Source organism: Modestobacter lacusdianchii (assembly GCF_054177765.1).
In genome coordinates, this window is sequence record NZ_JBJJTJ010000008.1 from 119446 (window position 1) to 137620 (window position 18175).

16 protein-coding genes are annotated in these 18175 nt (G+C 75.5%); 7 read left to right on the forward strand and 9 right to left on the reverse strand.

From position 1 onward, the window contains the following. Nucleotides 1–45 precede the first annotated feature (45 nt). Nucleotides 46–1062 carry a zinc-dependent alcohol dehydrogenase family protein gene (locus tag ACJTNH_RS08115; protein WP_458174422.1) on the reverse strand — a complete coding sequence of 339 codons (1017 nt, stop codon included), beginning with the start codon at nucleotides 1060–1062 and terminating at the stop codon, nucleotides 46–48. 74 nt (nucleotides 1063–1136) lie between these two features. Further along, nucleotides 1137–1718 carry a DUF1349 domain-containing protein gene (locus ACJTNH_RS08120; protein ID WP_458174424.1) on the reverse strand — a complete coding sequence of 194 codons (582 nt, stop codon included), beginning with the start codon at nucleotides 1716–1718 and terminating at the stop codon, nucleotides 1137–1139. A 128-nt stretch (nucleotides 1719–1846) separates the two neighbouring features. Here ACJTNH_RS08120 and ACJTNH_RS08125 point away from each other — a divergent pair, with 128 nt between their 5' ends. Next, nucleotides 1847–2914 (forward strand): Gfo/Idh/MocA family protein, encoded by a 1068-nt coding sequence (locus tag ACJTNH_RS08125; protein ID WP_458174426.1) that lies wholly within the window; start codon nucleotides 1847–1849, stop codon nucleotides 2912–2914. On the opposite strand, the gene ACJTNH_RS08130 is transcribed toward ACJTNH_RS08125, so the two are convergent. After that, complete coding sequence (locus ACJTNH_RS08130; protein ID WP_458174428.1) at nucleotides 2896–4563, reverse strand: putative bifunctional diguanylate cyclase/phosphodiesterase; 1668 nt, start codon at nucleotides 4561–4563, stop codon at nucleotides 2896–2898. The genes ACJTNH_RS08125 and ACJTNH_RS08130 overlap by 19 nt on opposite strands. Before the next feature lie 148 nt (nucleotides 4564–4711). Between ACJTNH_RS08130 and ACJTNH_RS08135 the strand changes: the two genes are divergently transcribed. Continuing rightward, nucleotides 4712–5668 (forward strand): PfkB family carbohydrate kinase, encoded by a 957-nt coding sequence (locus ACJTNH_RS08135; protein WP_458174430.1) that lies wholly within the window; start codon nucleotides 4712–4714, stop codon nucleotides 5666–5668. Nucleotides 5669–5723: 55 nt separating this feature from the next. On the opposite strand, the gene ACJTNH_RS08140 is transcribed toward ACJTNH_RS08135, so the two are convergent. After that, on the reverse strand, nucleotides 5724–8435 hold the full coding sequence (locus tag ACJTNH_RS08140; protein WP_458174432.1) for an endo-1,4-beta-xylanase: 2712 nt from the start codon (nucleotides 8433–8435) through the stop codon (nucleotides 5724–5726). 223 nt (nucleotides 8436–8658) lie between these two features. Here ACJTNH_RS08140 and ACJTNH_RS08145 point away from each other — a divergent pair, with 223 nt between their 5' ends. From ACJTNH_RS08145 to ACJTNH_RS08155, 3 genes are read left to right on the forward strand one after another with little or no spacing between them, the layout of a single operon-like run. Beyond that, entirely contained in the window at nucleotides 8659–8988 is a 330-nt protein-coding gene (locus ACJTNH_RS08145) for a putative quinol monooxygenase (protein WP_458174434.1), read from the forward strand. 35 nt (nucleotides 8989–9023) lie between these two features. Then, nucleotides 9024–9875: a pyridoxal kinase PdxY gene (gene pdxY / locus ACJTNH_RS08150; RefSeq protein ID WP_458174436.1), complete on the forward strand. Its 852-nt coding sequence runs from the start codon at nucleotides 9024–9026 to the stop codon at nucleotides 9873–9875. Between the two features lie 2 nt (nucleotides 9876–9877). After that, the gene (locus tag ACJTNH_RS08155; RefSeq protein ID WP_458174438.1) at nucleotides 9878–10354 is read left to right on the forward strand and encodes a heme-degrading domain-containing protein; all 477 of its coding nucleotides are present in this window, start codon (nucleotides 9878–9880) and stop codon (nucleotides 10352–10354) included. A gap of 50 nt (nucleotides 10355–10404) precedes the next feature. Here the strand turns inward: ACJTNH_RS08155 and ACJTNH_RS08160 are convergent, their stop codons facing one another. Then, nucleotides 10405–11535 (reverse strand): ScyD/ScyE family protein, encoded by a 1131-nt coding sequence (locus tag ACJTNH_RS08160; RefSeq protein ID WP_458174440.1) that lies wholly within the window; start codon nucleotides 11533–11535, stop codon nucleotides 10405–10407. A gap of 195 nt (nucleotides 11536–11730) precedes the next feature. On the opposite strand from ACJTNH_RS08160, the gene ACJTNH_RS08165 reads away from it, so the two are divergent. Further along, nucleotides 11731–12759: a pentapeptide repeat-containing protein gene (locus ACJTNH_RS08165; protein ID WP_458174442.1), complete on the forward strand. Its 1029-nt coding sequence runs from the start codon at nucleotides 11731–11733 to the stop codon at nucleotides 12757–12759. Nucleotides 12760–12787: 28 nt separating this feature from the next. Next, nucleotides 12788–13825 carry an L-glyceraldehyde 3-phosphate reductase gene (gene mgrA, locus ACJTNH_RS08170; RefSeq protein ID WP_458174444.1) on the forward strand — a complete coding sequence of 346 codons (1038 nt, stop codon included), beginning with the start codon at nucleotides 12788–12790 and terminating at the stop codon, nucleotides 13823–13825. A gap of 69 nt (nucleotides 13826–13894) precedes the next feature. On the opposite strand, the gene aztD is transcribed toward mgrA, so the two are convergent. The 4 genes from aztD to aztB are packed head-to-tail and all read right to left on the reverse strand — an operon-like array spanning nucleotide 13895 to nucleotide 18159. Beyond that, a complete protein-coding gene (gene aztD, locus ACJTNH_RS08175) occupies nucleotides 13895–15130 on the reverse strand; it encodes a zinc metallochaperone AztD (RefSeq protein ID WP_458174446.1) in 1236 nt (411 codons plus the stop codon). Between the two features lie 43 nt (nucleotides 15131–15173). Then, nucleotides 15174–16082 carry a zinc ABC transporter substrate-binding protein AztC gene (gene aztC, locus ACJTNH_RS08180; RefSeq protein WP_458174448.1) on the reverse strand — a complete coding sequence of 303 codons (909 nt, stop codon included), beginning with the start codon at nucleotides 16080–16082 and terminating at the stop codon, nucleotides 15174–15176. Continuing rightward, on the reverse strand, nucleotides 16079–17308 hold the full coding sequence (locus ACJTNH_RS08185; RefSeq protein WP_458174450.1) for a YncE family protein: 1230 nt from the start codon (nucleotides 17306–17308) through the stop codon (nucleotides 16079–16081). The genes aztC and ACJTNH_RS08185 overlap by 4 nt, the downstream gene beginning before the upstream one ends. Before the next feature lie 35 nt (nucleotides 17309–17343). Further along, complete coding sequence (gene aztB / locus ACJTNH_RS08190; RefSeq protein ID WP_458174452.1) at nucleotides 17344–18159, reverse strand: zinc ABC transporter permease AztB; 816 nt, start codon at nucleotides 18157–18159, stop codon at nucleotides 17344–17346. Nucleotides 18160–18175: the final 16 nt, after the last annotated feature.

The window sequence follows — 18175 nt, forward strand, 5'->3', positions numbered from 1 at the left end:
CTCCTCGGGACGGCGGCGGTGCGCCCACTCTGCCCGCCGTGGACCTCACGGTGTCAGCAGGGCCTTGACCGCCCGGCGCTCGTCCATCGCCCGGTAGCCCTCGGCGGCCTGGTCGAGGGGCAGCTGCAGGTCGAACACCCGGCCCGGGTCGATGTCGCCCCGCCACACCCGGTCGATCAGGTCGGGCAGGAACCTGCGTACGGGAGCGGGCCCGCCGTGCAGCCGCACCATGGTGGAGAACAGCTGGCGACCGGTGATCTCCACGCCGTGCGGGACGCCGACGAAGCCCACCCCACCGCCGGCGCGGGTCGACCGGATCGCCTGGTCCATCGACTCGCCGGTGCCCACGCACTCCAGCACCGCGTCCGCGCCCACCCCGTCGGTGAGGTCGCGGATCCGGGCGACGCCCTCGTCGCCGCGCTCGGTCACCACGTCGGTGGCGCCGAACTCGGTCGCCAGCCGCTGGCGGGGCGCGTGCCGGCTCATCGCGATGACCCGCTCGGCGCCCAGCTGGCGGGCCGACAGCACACCGAGCAGGCCGACCGCGCCGTCGCCCACGACGGCGACGGTCATGCCCGGCTGCACGCCGGCGGCGACGGCGGCGAACCAGCCGGTGGCCATGACGTCGGAGAGGGTGAGCAGGCTGGGCAGCAGCTCGGGCGCGGGCACCTCGGGCGTGGCCACGAGGGTGCCGTCGGCGTGCGGCACCCGCAGCAGCTCGGCCTGCGCGCCGGTGATGCCGACCCGGTCGGCGCAGGCGCTCTGGTAACCGACCCGGCAGGCCCGGCAGGTGCCGTCGGAGGCGATGAACGGCACGATCACGAACTGCCCGGGCCGCACGGTGGTGACGTCGGCACCGACGGCCTCGACGATCCCGCAGTACTCGTGGCCGATCGGCCTGGGCTCGGTCACCTCGTTGATGCCCCGGTAGGACCACAGGTCCGAGCCGCAGACGCAGGTGGCCGAGGCCCGGACGACGGCGTCGGTCGGCTCGAGCACCCGGGGGTCGTCGAGCTCCTCGACGCGCACGTCGCCGGGGGCGTGCAGGACTGCTCCGCGCATGGGTGGGGTCTTCCTCTCAGCTGGTGTCGCCGTCCTCTTCCCGGAGCCGGGGGCGCGGGAAACGGCGGGCGGTGTCAGTGCAGGTCGGCGTCTGCCGGCCCGGTCGTCCAGCCGCGGAAGCGGACGACGAGGCCGGCCCGGGTCGGGGCGCAGCAGTACGGGCCCGCCGCGACCGGGACGTCCGGCGGGAAGGCCGCGACCCGCACCAGCCGGAACGGCTCGTCGTCCACCCGGGCCCGCACGGTGACCGCGTCGCCGGAGCGGCTGGCCCGCACGGTGACCCGCCGGCCGGTCCAGTCCGGGACCGGTGCGACCGACCAGTCGGAGCGGCCGAGGGTGACCACGGCGCCCAGCTGCGCGGCGCCGTCGGAGAACTCGACGCCGGCCTTGAGCCAGGTCTCCGCGTCGGCCCGCAGCATCAGCCCGGCCTGGTCGAACTGCTGGTCGAGGTCGGCGTCGAAGGTCACCTCGACCGCGCCGTCCAGCGGGGCGAGCAGCGCGTGGGCGTCGTCGTGCACGAACCCGTAGGAGGTGTGCCGCCAGGCGTCGCTGCCCTTCGCGGCGGTCACCAGCAGGTCGGGCCCGTCCTCGCTGGCGGCGACCGGCGGCGTCGTCCACGCGCCGGCACTCCACGGCTGCACCACGACGTCGGTCATGCCCGGCACGGTAGCCAGGCGGCGAGGTGCGTCCCGCTGCGGCATCCCGGCCGGCGGACGCCGAAGCCGGCCGCAGCTCGGTGGAGGGCCCAGCGGGGAGACCGGCCCGCTCCCCTAGCGTGAGCGGCATGACCTCGCCGTTCATCGCCCGACCGGAGCTCCTCGACGCCGACCCGCTGCAGGCCACCGGCCGCCCGGTCCGCTGGGGCGTGGTGGCCACCGGCGCGATCGCCGCCACGGTCACCGCCGACCTGCTGCGGCTGCCCGACGCGGAGCTGCAGGCGGTCAGCTCCCGGCGGGCCGACCGGGCGCAGGCCTTCGCCGAGCGGTTCGGCGCCACCGCCTGGTACGCCGACGACGCGCAGGGCTCCGGGGTCGACGCGCTGCTGGCCGACCCGGCCGTGGAGGCGGTGTACGTCGCCACCCCGCACGCCCAGCACGCCGCCGTCGTCCGGGCGGCGCTGACCGCCGGCAAGTCGGTGCTGTGCGAGAAGCCGCTGACCATCAACGCCCGGGAGGCGACCGAGCTGGTCGAGCTGGCCCGCGAGCGGGGGCTGTTCCTGATGGAGGCGGTCTGGACCCGCTTCCTGCCCGCGTACCAGCGGGCGCTGGAGATCGCCGCCTCCGGCGAGGTCGGCACGGTGCAGTGGGTGTCCGCCGAGGTCGGCTTCCCCGCCCCCCAGGACCCGACCGCCCGCATCTGGGCACCGGCCGACGGTGGCGGCGCCCTGCTGGACCTGGCCGTCTACCCGCTGCTGTGGGCCTGGGGCACCCTCGGCCTGCCCGACGAGGTGCGCGCGGTCGGCACGCTGAACGCCGAGGGCGTCGACGCGCAGAACGCGCTCACCCTGACCTGGGCCTCGGGTGCGCAGGCTCAGCTGACCACCTCGCTGCTGGCCCGCTCACCGCACACCGCGATGGTCTGCGGCACCGACGGCTGGGTGCGCACCGACGGCGCCGACTCGGTGTACCGGCCCACCCGGCTGGACGTGCAGGCCGGCGAGGGGCCGGTGCGCACCGAGGAGTTCGGCCTGATCGGCTCCGGCTACGTGCACGAGCTGCGCGAGGTCACCCGCTGCCTGCAGCAGGGCCTCACCGAGAGCCCGGTGCTGCCGCTGGAGCACTCGCTGGCCACGATGCGGCTGCTGGACGGCGTCCGCGAGCAGCTGGGCGTGGTCTACCCCAACGACCGCTGAGCCCCCGGCGCCCGCGGCGCCGGCACGACCGCGGCGACGGCCGGCCGCGTGAGCCCGGCGACCCGGCGCTCGACCTCGTCGGCCACCGCCGGGACGACGGCCGCCGGCACCGCCCGCGCCAGCCACCAGCCCTGCGCCAGGTCGCAGCCCCAGACGGCGAGCTGGTGCCACTGCTCGGCGGTCTCCACGCCCTCGGCGACCACGGTCAGACCGAGGGCGTGGCCGAGGTCGACGGTGCTGCGGACGATCGCCCGGGAGGCCGGCTCGGTGCCCAGCCCGGCCACGAAGCTGCGGTCGACCTTGAGCGTGTCCACCGGCAGCCGGGACAGGTGGGCCAGCGAGGCGTGGCCGGTGCCGAAGTCGTCGACCGACAACCGGACGCCGAGCTGCCGCAGCTGGCCGAGCACGGTCATCGCCCGCTCCGGGTCGTCCATCGCGGCGGTCTCGGTGACCTCCAGCTCCAGGTCCTCCGGCGCCACCCGCTCCTCGCGCAGCGCGGCGGCCACCCGGTCGGGCAGGTCCAGGTCGTGCAGCAGCCGGGCGGAGAGGTTGACCGCCACGGTGAGCCGCCGGCCCTGCTCCCGCCACCCGCGGGCGTCGGCCAGCGCCCGACGCAGCACCAGGTCGGTGAGCGGGGCGATCAGCCCCGTCTGCTCGGCGAGCACGATGAACCGGTCGGGCGGCAGCAGGCCCAGCTGCGGGTGCGGCCAGCGGACCAGCGCCTCGACCCCGGCCACCCGGCCGTCGGCCAGCCGCACCTTCGGCTGGTGGTGCACCTCCAGCTCGCCCTCGCGCACGGCGCGGCGCAGGTCGCCGTGCAGGGCCAGCAGCCCGGGGTCGAAGGCGTCCAGGTCCGGTGCGTAGACCGCGATGCCGGTCGCCTGCCGCTTCGCCGTGCTGCGCGCCACGTCGGCCCGCCGGAGCAGCTCGGCGCCCCCGGACCCCAGCCCGCGGGCCAGGCCGGCGCTCAGGTCCACCTCGAGCTGCAGGTCCCGGACGGTGAACGGCCGCCGGAGCGCCGCCACCACGGCGGTGCCGACCGCGGCCGGCGCGTCGGGCACCAGCAGGGCGAAGACGTCCCCTCCGGTGCGTGCCGCGACGGCCCCGGGGGGCAGCACCTCGCGCACCCGGTCGGCGACCGCGACGAGCAGCTCACTGCCCACGTCGTGGCCGAGGGTGTCGTTGACCGCGGTGAAGCGGTCGATGTCCAGCAGCAGCACGGCGACGTCGTCCCGGTCGCCGCCCGACCGCTCCAGCCGCTGCAGGGCGGCGAGGAAGGCGGCGAAGGTGGCCAGCCCGGTCAACGGGTCGCGGTCGGCCTGGTCGCGGAGCTGCTCCTCCAGCCGGCGGTGCGCGGCGGCCTCGGCCTTGAGCTGACGACCCCGGCGGGCGCCGAACACCATCATCAGCAGGTGCGATGCGGCGAGCAGGAGGACCAGGTGGTCCAGCGGCAGACCGGTGGCTGCCGACCACGCGAGGATGCGCCCCGGCAGCTCCCAGGCGACCCCCGCGGCGGTGGCGAGCGCGGTCAGCCCGACGACCACGGCGGCGTCCCGGAGCACCTCGCGTCGCAGCTCGCCGGGGACGCCGTCCCCGGTCGGGGGCAGCAGGCCGTCGTCCGGGGCGCCGGTCAGCCAGCTGGTCGCCATCGTCCCTCCCCCACCACACGCCGGTGCTGCTCGATCCGGGCTCATCGGCAGTCGCCGCGTGGTCGCTGAGCCGCCGGCGGGCAGACCACCCGATCAGGGGAGACGACGCCGTCCCGGCCGGGGAGACCGCCCCGGTTACCGTGTGGCGGTGATCACCGTCTGCGGCGAGCTCGTGATCGACCTGATCCCCAGCGGGGACCGGGCGCCCGGGGCGGCCCCTCAGTACACCGCCTTCCCCGGCGGCAACGCGCTCAACGTCGCGGTCGCCGCGGCGCGGCTGCAGGCCCCCACCGCGCTGATGGCGCGGGTCGGCCCGGGGCCGTTCGGGGCGGTGCTGCGCGAGCACGCCGCCCGCAACGGCGTGGCCACCGACGCGATGCTGCCCGCGGCGGAGCCGGTCAGCCTGGCGGTGGTCGAGCTGGCCGCGGACGGGTCGGCCGGCTACTCCTTCCACACCGTCGGCGCCGCCGACTGGCAGTGGACGGCCGAGGAGCTGCAGCGCGCCTGGCCGCCCGGCACCCGGATCGTGCACATCGGGTCGATCTCCAGCTGGACCCCGCCGGGATCGGCCGCGCTCGCCGACCTGGTCGGCCGGGTGCGGGCCGAGGGGTCGGCGCTGGTCAGCTTCGACCCCAACGTCCGGCCCACGCTGATCACCGACGCCGACGCCGTCCGCGAGCAGGTGACCCGGCTGCGGCGCACCGCCGACGTGGTGAAGGTCAGCGCCGAGGACCTCGACTGGCTCGAGCCCGGCGCCGACCTGGACTCCGCCGCCGTCCGGTGGGCCGCCGAGGGGCCGGCGCTGGTGGTGGTCACCGACGGCGGGAGCGCCCTGCGGGCCGCCCGGCCCGACGGCACGCTGCTGCACCGGAGCCCGCCGGCGGTGACCGTGGTCGACACCGTGGGCGCCGGGGACAGCCTGGCGGCCGGGCTGTTCGCCGGCCTGGTGCGCACCGACGTGCTCACCCGCGACCGGCTCCTCGGGCTGCCCGGCCCCGACCTGGCCGCCCTGCTGGACGACGCCGCCCTGGTCGCCGCGCTCGCCTGCACCCGGCCCGGCGCCGACCCGCCGACGCTGGCCGAGCTCGAGGCCGCCCGCGGCTGAACGCACCGCGCCCCCGCTCACCGGTCGGTGAGCGGGGGCGCGGCGTGCCGGGAGGTCAGCGCCGGACGTCGATCGTGACCGACGTCGTGGCGCTCACCGCCGCGCCGCGGCTGTCGGTCATCGACAGCGTGCAGTCGAACGAGGCGGCGCCGGTCTCCGTGGGCCGGGCCCGCAGGGTGACGTTGCCGTTCTGCCCGGCCGGGTAGTCGCGGTTGGCGACCTGGCGGGCCGACCCGGGTGCCAGCTCCAGCGTCATCGCCGGACCCGACGTCTGGGTGCAGTCGTACCGGAACGACTCGCCCAGCAGGACGCCCCTGCCCCGGTTGCCGAACTGCACCACCAGCTGCACCGTCTGCTCCACGTTGGCCCGCACGACCGGCCCGTTGTTGATCTGCTGGTACAGCCGGGTCTCGGTCGGCGGTGCGGTGACGACCACGTCGAAGGTGACCGGGTTCGACCGGTTGCCGGCCGAGTCGGTGGCCGTGCAGCTGACCTGGGTGGTGCCGATCGGGAAGACCGTCCAGGGGCGCGGGCTGCAGGTCGGGGTGACCCGCCCGTCCCGGGTGTCCCCGGCCTCCGGCAGCGGGTACCGCACCAGCGCACCGGCGGTGCTGGTGGCGGTGGCGCGCACCGGGTCCTGCGCGGCGATCCGCGGCGACAGCACGTCGGCCGGCCGCGGGGCGAGCTGCGTCGGGTCGACGATGCCCCAGTAGGCGGGCATGACCTGCAGGTCGTCGTCGAAGGGCAGTGGCGACTCCCAGGGCCGGGCCGCCGGCCAGGTGCGCAGCCAGCTGCGGCCGTTGCTGATCCCCCAGAACGTCACCGACTCGATCGAGTCCGCGTGGCCCCGCAGCATGTCGAACAGGTCGCGGTAGTAGTACCCGAGCTCGGTCTCCGCGGCGTCCTGGTCGGCCATCGCCGGGGAGTGCTGGGGCACGGTGCCGTTGCTGACGTCGGCGCCGTTGTTCTCCTTGGAGTCGCTGACGTCCAGCTCGGTGATCGCCTGCAGCAGCGGCGTGCCGGTGCGGGCGCTGAGCTGCTCGACCGCGGTCAGCGAGTCGTCCAGCCACTCCACCGGGCGGGCGAAGTCGACGTGCGCCTGGTGGCCGACGCCGTCGATCGGCACGCCGCGCTGGACCAGGCTGTCGACCAGGCTCAGGTAGTCGGCCCGCTTGGCCGGCATCTCGGTGTTGTAGTCGTTGATGAACAGCGCGGTGTCCGGGAAGTACCGGTCGGCCAGCCGGAACGCCTCGTCGACGAAGCCCTCGCCGAGCACCTGGAACCAGCGGCTGTCCCGCATGTCGTGCGGGTTGGCGTTGTCACCGTCGGCGATGACCTCGTTGACGACGTCCATCGCCCAGATCGGGGAGTCCCCGTCGGGGTACCGGGCGGCCAGGTGGTCGGCGATGCCCTTGATGTGCGCCTCCATGCGGGCGCGCAGCAGGGCCTGGTCGGCGGGGGCGTTCGTCAGCGGCCGGTCGCCGTCGAGGAAGAACCAGTCCGGGGTCTGCGAGTGCCAGACCAGGACGTGCCCGTAGACGTCGGTGCCGGTGGCGTCGGCGAAGTCCAGCAGCGCGTCCAGGTCGCCGAAGGTGAAGGTGCCCTCGGTCGGCTGCACCTCGGCCGGCTTGCCGTCGTTCTCCGGGGTGAGGGCGTTGTAGTGGCGCTGCACCAGCTGCGCGGGCCGGCCCACGGTCTCCCGCTGGTCGATCGCCACGCCGACGTGCTCGAACCCGTCCGCGCCGAGGACGTCGGCGAGCCCGGGCACGTCCTGGACGGGGGTCTCGGCGAACCCGGCCAGCGTGAAGTCGTCGATCAGGAAGCTGACGCCGGCGTCGCCCTCCACGTACAGCTGGGCCCGGTCGATGGCCGCGCCCAGGGTGTAGGTGCCGCGCAGCTCGGTCCAGCCGTCGGCGGTGACGACCGCGCTGGCGCCGGCCACGTTGTCGTAGTTGGTCGCCGTCCCGCGGTCCCGCTGGACCGAGACCTTGAGCGAGGCCGGCGCCTGCCCGGGGGCGAGCTTCGCCCAGACCGACACCTGCACGGTCTCCCCCACCGCCAGCCCGGCGGTGACGTCGACGGCCGGGCCGTGCCAGCCCTGCGTGCGGCCGGTGGTCAGCAGGCTGGCGGTGCCGCCGTGGGCGTCGGTGGTGGTGGCGGCGACCTGCGCCTCGCCGCGGCCGGTCCAGCCGCCGAGGCCGGACTCGAAGTCGGTGGCCAGGTCGGCGCGGGTGCCCGGCTCGGCCGGGCCGGCCGCCTCGCCGGTGATCGTGACGTCGTCGACGAAGAAGGCCTGCGTCGCGTCGGGGCTCTCCAGGTAGAGCTCGAGGCCGCTGTTCCGGGTGCCGAACTCGTAGGTGCCGGCGACCCGCGTCCAGGCGCTGTCGGAGACGGCGACCTGCCAGGCCACCGTGTCGTAGGCCGTCGTGCCCCCGGCCGGGGTGCGGGCCGCGCTCAGCGTGACCACGTCGGTCTCCGGTTCCGGGGTGGTGTCGGCCAGCCGCACCCAGGCCTCGACCTGGTAGTTGCCGGCGGGCAGCAGCGCGGCGGCGTCCAGCGCCGGGCCGTGCCAGGTGTCGGTGCGCCCGGTGACCGCCAGGCTCTGCGCACCGCTGCGCGCCTGGGCGCTGCTGGGTGCGACCTGCGCCGTGCCGCGGCCGGTCCAGCCGTTCGTGCCCGCCTCGAAGTCGGCGGTGTGGAGGGTGGCCGGTGCGGCCGTGGCCGCGGGTGCCGCGACCACCCCCGCGGTGGCGACCATGCCGAGCATCGCTGCTCCGGCTCCCAGACGTCGTCGTCCCATGTGTCCCGTGTCCCCTCGGGTCGGCTCGCGTAGCGGCTCTGCTGCGTGACCAGTGACTTCCGAGAACTATCGGAAGTCACCCGGAAGAGTGAACCGCACCACAGCGGCCCCGGTCAACGCCGTCTCGGAACCCGGCCGTGCCGGTTCCCGGCGGGCTGCCGTCGCCGCCCGGGCGACCTACGCTGCGCGGGTGATCCTCATCGTGGTCAAGTGGCCGGTCCGCCCCGAGTTCGACGAGCAGTGGCCCGAGCTCGTCCGCGAGTTCACCGACGCGGTCCGCGCCGAGCCGGGCAACGTCTTCTTCGAGTGGTCGCGCAGCGTCGAGCAGCCGCACACCTGGGTGCTGGTGGAGGGCTTCGCCGACGCCGAGGCCGGCGCCGTGCACACCGCCTCCGACCACTTCCGGAAGGCGGTCTCGGAGATGCCCGACTGGGTCTCCGACACCCCGTCGATCATGTACGTCGACTCCCCCGACCTGGCCGGCTGGGGCCCGATGGGCGAGGTGCAGCCCCGCGGCTGACCGGCCCGGGCGGGCGGTGTGCGATCTTCTGCCGCATGGTGAACGTCCTGTCGATCCAGTCCCACGTCGCCTACGGGCACGCCGGCAACGCCTCGGCGGTGTTCCCGCTGCAGCGGCTGGGCGTCGAGGTCTGGCCGGTGCACACCGTCCAGTTCTCCAACCACACCGGCTACGGCGCCTGGACCGGCCGGGTGTTCGACGGGCAGGCCGTCGAGGAGGTCGTGCAGGGCATCGAGGACCGCGGCGTGCTCGGCAGCTGCGACGCGGTGCTCTCGGGGTACCTGGGGTCGGCCGACATCGGTCACGCGGTGCTCGGCTCGGTGGCCAAGGTGCGCAACGCCAACCCGGCGGCGGTCTGGGCCTGCGACCCGGTGATCGGCGACGTCGGCCGCGGGGTGTTCGTGCGGCCCGGCATCCCGGAGTTCATGCGCGAGGTCGCCGTCCCGGCCGCCGACATCGTCACCCCCAACCACTACGAGCTGGACCTGCTCTCCGAGACCGAGACCCGCTCGCTCGGGTCGGTCAAGGACGCCGTCGCCGCCGTCCAGGCGCTCGGCCCACGGGTGGTGCTGACCACCTCGCTGGTCGCCGAGGACACCCCGGACGACGCCGTCGACCTGCTCGCCTCGGAGGGCGGCCGGCACTTCCGGGTGCGCACCCCCCGGCTGGACCTGTCGGTCAACGGCGCCGGTGACGCGATCGCGGCGCTGTTCCTGGCGCACTGGCTGGACACCCGCTCGGCCGCCGACGCCCTCGGCCGCGCTGCCGCCTCGGTGTTCGGGCTGCTGCGGATGACCGCGGAGGCAGGGTCCCGGGAGATCCTGCTGGTCGCCGCGCAGGACGAGTACGTCTCCCCCACGACCACCTTCGACGTCACCGAGGTCTGACCATGAGCGACTTCCCCACGCTGGCCGAGCTCGCCGCCCAGGAGGAGGAGCTGCAGCTGCGCAGCTTCACCAACGACGACGCCTGGACCCTCGGCTCCGCGCTGGTCGCCCGCGCCCGGGCGGCGCGGCTGCCGGTGGCGATCGAGGTCTCCCGCCACTCCCACCAGCTCTTCCACGCCGCGCTGACCGGGGCGACCCCGGACAACGACACCTGGATCGCGCGCAAGGCCGCCACCGTGCACCGGTTCGGGCACAGCTCGCTCTACGTCGGCCAGCGCTCCCGCGAGGCCGGCACGACCTTCGAGGAGCAGTTCGGCCTCGACCCGGAGGGGTACGTCGCGCACGGCGGCGGCTTCCCGGTGCTGGTCCGGGACGTCGGCCCGGTGGGGGTCGTGGTCGTCTCCGGCCTCCCCCAGGTCGAGGACCACGCGATGGTCGTCACCGCGCTGCGCGAGCTGCTGGTGCAGCAGCTCCGCTGAGCCGGTGGCGTCCCGGCGACCCGCAGGCCACCGGGACGCCACCGGCCGGGTCAGCCGCCGGACGGGGTGAAGGCGCCCTCGCCGACCCGGACCAGCTCACCGGAGCCGGCCGGCAGGCCCAGGAACGAGGCGACGCTCCACGCCGAGGCGTACAGCTCGCCGCCGTCCACCAGCAGCCCGGTCGGCATGGTCACCTGGGCGGTGCTCCGCTCGCCGTGCCAGGCGATCCGGGTGACCTCGCCGATCGTCGACGGGTCGAGGTCCGGCCCCGGCCCCTCCTCCGGGAAGCCCTCGGCCACGTTGGACACGTAGACGGTGCCGCGGCGGTCGACGGCCAGGCCGGTGGGCGCGGTCAGGTCGTCGATCACGTGCACCACGGAGCCGTGCGCTGTGAGCACGTAGACCCGGCCGGCCCCGGGCACCTCGGCGCCCAGGGTGCTCACGTAGACCAGCCCCCACGGCCCCTCGGTGATCCCGGTGGGCACCGGGTCGCAGCCGACGGTGCCCGGGTTGTTCGGCGCCTCCGCGCAGCCGGGCACGTCGGTGACGACCGGTGGGACGAAGAACGTCGACACCTCACCGGTGCGCCGGTCCACCGACAGCACGGCGTTGGCACCCGCGTCGGCCACCAGCACCCGCTTGGACTGGGCGAGCACCGCGTAGGGGTTGGACAGCGTCTCGATCGGCAGCCCGCCGTCGTCGAACTGCTGCTGCCCGTCGGGGTTGGCAGCCAGCTCGTAGGCCAGCAGGTCGATCGTCTGCAGCACCTCCCCGCCCGGCTCGGCGACGACCAGGGACGTCGCGCCCTCCGGTGCGGGGGGCGCCTCGGCGCCCGGGCCGCCGTCCTCCGGCGGCGGGCCGGGTTCGCCGGTGGCCACGAACAGCCGGTTCCGGTCGAAGTCGACGCCCTGCGGGCTGACCAGCCCGCTGAGCAGCGTCTCCACCTCCCCGGTGCGCCGCGAGACGGCGGAGACCTCCCCGCTGTCGGCCTCGGCGACCACCACCCGGTGGCCGCGGTACCCGTTGAGCTGACGCGGGCCGTCGAGCCCGGTCGCGACGGTGGTGACGGCGGCGTCCCCGCCGTGGCCGTGCCCCCGGTCGCCGGCCTGCGCCGCCGTGGCCGGCGCCACCACCAACGCGGCGCCGGTGACGGCGACCGCGGTCCTCCTGAAGCGCTTCATCGAGCTCCTCCTGGACGTCCCCCGTGGCTGTGAACGTGCTGCGGACGCCGGGGACCTTCCTCGCCTGCACGGCCCCGGTTCAACGGGCTCCGGCACGGCGAGGGCGTGCCATTGCAGCCGGTAGCCGGACGGACGCCGCTGCTCCGCGTGTCACCTACCGTGGGGGCGCCCGCCCCGACCTCCGGAGGACCCCTCGTGCCAGCCCGCCCCGGCGACCCGGTGGACCTCGTGCTCGCCGCGCGCGACGACCTCGCCCCGCGCGACGACCTCGCCCCGCGCGACGACCTGGCCCCGCGCGACGACCTCGCCCCGCGCGACGACCTCGCCCCGCGGGACGCGCTGGCGATGGCCCGCCGCGAGCTGACCGCCGACTGCAGCCGCTGCGTGGGGCTGTGCTGCGTGCTGCCGGCCTTCGCCGCCTCGGCCGACTTCGCCTTCGACAAGCCGGCCGGCACACCCTGCCGCCACCTGCAGGACGACGCCCGCTGCGGGGTGCACGACCAGCTGCGCGAGCGGGGCATGCCCGGCTGCGTCGTCTTCGACTGCTTCGGCGCCGGCCAGCGGGTCACCCAGCAGACCTTCGGTGGCGCGGCCCGGCCCACCGATCCGGCCGGCCTGGCGGCGGTGTCGGCCGTCTTCGCCGTCATGCGGCAGCTCACCGAGCTGCTGTGGCACCTCACCGAGGCCGAGACGCTGGTGCCCGCCGGTGACCTGCGCGAGGAGGCCGCCGCAGCCCGGGCCCGCACCGAGCAGCTCACCCACGGCACGGCCGACGAGCTGACGGCCCTGGACGCCGCGGCCCTCCGCCTGGAGGTGAACGACCTGCTCGGTCGGGTCAGCGACGCGGTGCGCGCCGGTGTCCCCGGCCGGTCCCGCGACCGGCGCGGAGCGGACCTGGTCGGCAGGCAGCTGCGCGGCGCCGACCTGCACGGGGTGAGCCTGCGCGGGGCCCTGCTGATCGGGGCCGACCTGCGGGGCGCGGACCTGCGCCGGGCCGACCTGCTCGGCGCCGACCTGCGCGCGACGGACCTGCGGGGCGCCGACCTGACCGGCGCCCTGTTCCTCACCGGCCCGCAGCTGGCCGCGGCCACCGGTGACGCCGGGACCCGGCTGCCCGCGGCCCTGACCCGGCCCGCGCACTGGCCGGCCACCGCCTCGGCGCCGGCCGGCGGTGCCCGTTCGCCGACCGGCGGGGCCCGAGGGCGCCGCCCCCGCCGTCGCTGACCCGGGTGCGCCCCGGCACGATCTGCCCATGGGCTACCGCGCGGAGAGCACCCGCTACGACTCGATGACCTACCGGCGCACCGGCGCCAGCGGCCTGGACCTGCCGGCCGTCAGCCTCGGCCTGTGGCACAACTTCGGCGACGACGTCCCCTTCGACCGGCAGCGCGACATCCTGCGCCGGGCCTTCGACCTGGGGGTCACCCACTTCGACCTGGCCAACAACTACGGACCGCCCTACGGCTCGGCGGAGACCAACTTCGGCCGGCACCTGCGCGACGACTTCCGCCCCTACCGGGACGAGCTGGTCATCTCGACCAAGGCCGGTTACGACATGTGGCCGGGGCCCTACGGGCAGGGCGGAGGTTCCCGCAAGTACGTGCTGTCCAGCCTGGACCAGTCCCTGCAGCGGATGGGCCTCGACCACGTCGACGTCTTCTACAGCCACCGGCCCGACCCGACCACGCCGCTGGCCGAGACGATGGGCGCGCTGCACACCGCCGTCCAGTCGGGCAAGGCGCTCTACGCCGGCATCTCCTCCTACTCCCCGGCGATGACCGCCGAGGCCGCGGCGATCCTGGCCGACCTGGGCACGCCGCTGCTGATCCACCAGCCCTCGTACTCGATGCTCAACCGCTGGATCGAGACCGAGGGCCTGCTGGACACCCTCGCCGACGTCGGCGCCGGCTGCATCGCCTTCTCCCCGCTGGCCCAGGGCATGCTCACCGACAAGTACCTGGGCGGGGTGCCGGAGGGCTCGCGCGCGGCGCAGGACAAGTCCCTGGACGCCGGCATGATCACCGACCAGTACCTGACCCACGCGCGGGCGCTGAACGACATGGCCGCCGCACGCGGGCAGAGCCTGGCGCAGCTGGCGCTGTCCTGGGCGCTGCGGGACAGCCGGGTGACCTCGGTGCTGGTCGGGGCCAGCAGCGTGCGGCAGCTGGAGCAGAACGTCGCCGCGCTCGAGAACCTGGAGTTCTCCGCCGACGAGCTGGCCGCGATCGACCAGCACGCCGTCGACGGCGGCATCGACATCTGGCGGGCGGCCCGCGAGGGCGCCCTCTGAGACGCGGGCGAGCCCGGTCCGCTGCCCCCGGGGAGGCGCGGACCGGGCTCGCCGGTCGTTCGTCCGAGGTCAGCCGGTGACGACGGCGATCTCGTTCGGGGTGGCGTCCAGCTCGCCGGTGGCCAGCACCTCGCCGGTGGCCAGGTCGATGGCGTGGACGGCGTTGGCCGCGGGCTCGGTCACGTAGGCGATCCCGTCGAGCACCTTGAGCGCGGGGTGCGGGTCCTGCCACTCGGCCGGGCCCTCCCAGGCGTCGATGACCGGGTGGCTGGCGAGCAGCTCACCGGACTCCTCGTCGATGAGGTGCACGGCGCCGTCGCTGCCGAGCAGCACCGCCTCGCCCTCCGGGCCGCGGGCCAGGTCGCGGAAGGTGTACCGGACGCCCTCGGGCAGCGGCACGACCTGCAGCCGGTCGGCCGCGGTGTCGACCAGCACGACGTCGGAGAGCAGGTAGCCCTCGAGGTCCGGGTCGCTCTTGTAGTCACCGACCGCGACCGGCGAGGACTCGGTGGTGAAGACGTTGCCGGTGCGGCCGAACTCGTCGGGGGCGTCGAGCTTGGTGAACGCGCCGTCGTAGACCAGCACGCCGTCCTCGCAGCCGAACACCGCGACCTCGCCGGCGACGGTGCCCTCACCGTGCACGCCGGGGCACTCCTCGTTGCGGGCGACCTCCTCACCCGACGGGTCGAGCACCCGCACACCGGTGCGGCCGTCCTCGGTGCCCAGGGTCGACAGCAGCGAGCCGTCCTCCAGCTCGATGGCCACGCCGTGGTGGGCGGCCTCCGACGTCCACTCCTCGGTCTCCGGCAGGCCCTCGGAGCTGCGCAGCGCGGCGGTCTCGAAGGAGGCGATGTCACCGGTGCCGTCGGCGAAGAGCACCGTGCGATCGCCGTGGACTACGACGTGGCCGGCGGTGTCGGCCTCGAAGACGTCGTCGGTGAGCTCCGGGTCGCCGGCCCAGGAGGTGCCGCCGTCGGTCCAGACCCCGGTGTCGAGCACCTGGAAGCCCTCGTCGGTGGTCACGAGCACGTGCCGGCCGTCACCGGCGGCGTTGACCCGGGTGAAGCCGTCGATCGGGAGGTCGCCGACGACCTCGAGGGTGTCGGCGTCCAGCACCAGCAGGCCACCGTCGTAGGTGAGCGCCAGCCGGGGCTGGGCCGCGGAGACCTCCTCGGCGGAGGAGGCGCCGGCGGTGTCCTCGGCCGCGTCGGCGGTGGAGTCGTCGGAGGAGCAGCCGGTCAGCAGGAGGGCGGTGACTCCCAGACCGGCGACCCCGATCGGGAAGGGAGAGCGAGAGCTGTTCATGGCCGACACCTTATCGGGAACGATTCCTGTTCTCTCCAGTGGGTCAGCGGAGCCCGGCGACGATGTCCTCGGTGTTCGAGCGCATCATCGCCAGGTACGTCTCGGCACCCTCCCCCGGACCGCTCAGCGACTCGGTGAACAGCGGCGTCACGGCCACCTCCACCGCCGCCTGCTCGGCCAGCACCTGGGCGAGCCGGTCGGGCTGGGAGGAGTCGACGAAGATCGTGCGCACGCCCGCCTCGCGGATGCTGGTGGCCAGCTCGTCCAGGTCGCTGGCGCTGGGCGCGGCCAGCGTCGTCCCGCTGGGGATGACCGCGCCGACCACGGTGAAGCCGAACCGGTCGGCCAGGTAGCCGAAGACGTGGTGGTTGGTCAGCAGGGCCCGCCGCTCCGCCGGCAGCCGGTCGAACTGCTCGGCCATCCAGGAGTCCAGCTCGGTGAGCTCCTGCTGGTAGGCCGCGACCTGCGCGTCCAGCGCGTCGCGGTCCACGCCCTCGACATGCTCGGCCAGCGCACCGGCCAGCGCGTCGGTGACGGTGAGCATCCGGGCGGGGTCGGTCCAGAAGTGCGGGTCGACGCCGGAGGCGTCCTCGGTCACCCACTCCAGCGGCGGCACCGCCTCCCCGGCCTCCAGCACCGGGACGCCGTCGCCGCGGGCGGCCTCGACCTGGGCGGCCAGCCCCTCCTCCAGCCCGAGCCCGTTGGCGACCAGCAGGTCCGCCGCGCGCATCCGCGCCGCCTCCTGGGCCGAGATCTCGAACGAGTGCGGGTCCGCGCCGCGCGGCATCAGCGTCACCACCTCCGCCTGGTCGCCCACCAGCTCGCCGACCACGTCGCCCAGGACGTCGGTGGTCACCACCACCAGCGGCCGGTCCGTGGACTCCGTGCCGCAGCCGGCCAGCACCCCGGAGGCGACGAGCAGCGCGGCGGCGGAGCCCAGCAGCCGCCTCATCGCCCGGTCTCCGCGAAGAACAGCGGCGTGACCTCGGTCGGCAGCGACCGGGCCAGCCGGGCACCGTCGGCGTAGTCGACCTCGTGCACCACACCGGCCGAGGGCACGTTGACGTAGGCGCGGGAAGCGTCGACCTCCAGGGTCATCGCCGCCAGGTCCTCCGGCGCCCCGGCCAGCGGCTCGGTGGTCGCGACGACACCGGCCTCCGGCTCGATGACCAGCAGCCGCCCGGCGTCGTCCAGCGCGACGACCCGGTCCCGGTCGTCGTCCACCGCGACCGCCCGGGCCAGCGGCGCGGGCGTCTCGATCAGCTGCCAGCTGCGGGCCCGGGTGTCCAGCACCCACACACCCCGGTCCCCGGCCACGGCCGCCACGGACGGCCGGCCCGGCCGCTGGGCGAACGCCGTCGCCCGCTGCTCCTCCGCGACCGGCTCCGGGTACGGGACGGCCTCGAACTCGACCCCCCCGTCGGCCTCGGTGGCCAGCACGGCCCCGTCGGCGCAGGAGACGACGACACCCACCCGGGTGCTCGCCCCGCCCCGCGCGTCCGGGCACGGCGCGCTCGCGCCGTCGACCGGCTCGCCGTCGGCGTCCAGCGCGCGCACCTGGTCGGCGTCGGTGGCGACCAGGTGCTGCCCGAGCGGCAGCAGGGCCCCGTCGTGCGGCGCCGCCTCGGTGCTGGCGGTCTGCTCGATCTCCCCCTGCCCCAGCGCCGCCCGGTCGAGCACCAGCCCCTCGCCGGTGGCCGGGCTGAACAGCGTGGTGGTCTGTTCGGAGGAGCCCACCCGCACCTCGCCCGACCAGTCCAGGGTGCCCACCACCCGGGGCTGCGCCCGGTAGTAGTGGGCGTGGTCGCCGTGGTCGACCGTCCAGGTGCCGGAGTCGACGACGGTCAGCTCGCCGGCCTCGGACACCGCGAACAGGAACCGCCCGTCGCTGACCACCGAGGTGGTGGCGCCGATGGGGTCGAGGGCGATCGACTCGCCGGTCAGCAGGTCCAGGCTGTGGGTGGCGCCGGCGCCGTCCAGGTAGCTGAGCCGCAGCTGCGGCTCGGTGAGCTCCTCGGCCCCGGCCACGTAGCCGTGGCCGCCGCTGGGCTCGGCGGTCGCGCCGGCCGAGCCGGCGTCGGTGCCGGCCTGCCCGCAGGCGGTGGTGAGCAGCGCGAGGCCGGCCGTCGCGGCGAGCGCACCCCGGCGGGTCGGCCGGGTGCGGGTGGTGCGGGACACGGGGTCCTCCAGACGAGCGGTGGGTGGGACGGGGTTCAGCGGGGGACGGCGGCGCGCACGCCGACCGAGACGGCGACCAGGGCCACGGCGGCGCCGGCGACGGAGGCGCCGCCGGCCGTGCTGGCGTGCCAGGACAGCAGCAGGCCGAGGAGCACCGCGGTCACCCCGAAGGCCGCCGCCAGCGCCATCGTCGTGGGCACCCGGTGGGTCCACTGCCGGGCCGCGGCGGCCGGCGCGAGCAGCAGCGCGAGCACCAGCAGCGACCCGAGCGCCTGGAAGGAGGCGACGACCGCGACGGTGACCAGCAGCCCGAGGACGACGTTGGCCCGGGCCGGGCGCAGGCCCAGCGTGGTCGCCGTCCGCCGGTCGAAGGCCAGCGCGACGAAGGCGCGGTGGAAGACCAGGCACGTCAGCAGCACCAGGCCGAGAGCCACGGCGAGCACGGTCAGCTCGGCGGTCTGGATGGCCAGCACGTCACCGAAGAGGATGGCGGTGAGGTCGGTGGCGAAGGACCGCGAGCGGGAGACGATCACCACGCCCAGGGACAGCATGCCGACGAACAGCAGCCCGGTCGCGGTGTCGTGCGACAGCCGGGTGCGCCGGGCGACCACCCCGACGCCCACGCTCATCAGGCCGGCGCTCGCGGCGGCACCGATCAGCAGCGGCCAGCCCGCGAGCGCCGCGACCGCGACGCCGGGCAGCATGCCGTGCGCCACCGCCTCGCCGAGGAAGGCCAACCCGCGCACGACCACCCAGGTGCCCACCACGGCGCACAGGACGGCGGCGAGACTGCCGCCGACGAGCGCACGCTGCAGGAAGGAGATCCCGAGCGGATCGGTCAGCCAGGCCACGTCGACCGACCCTACA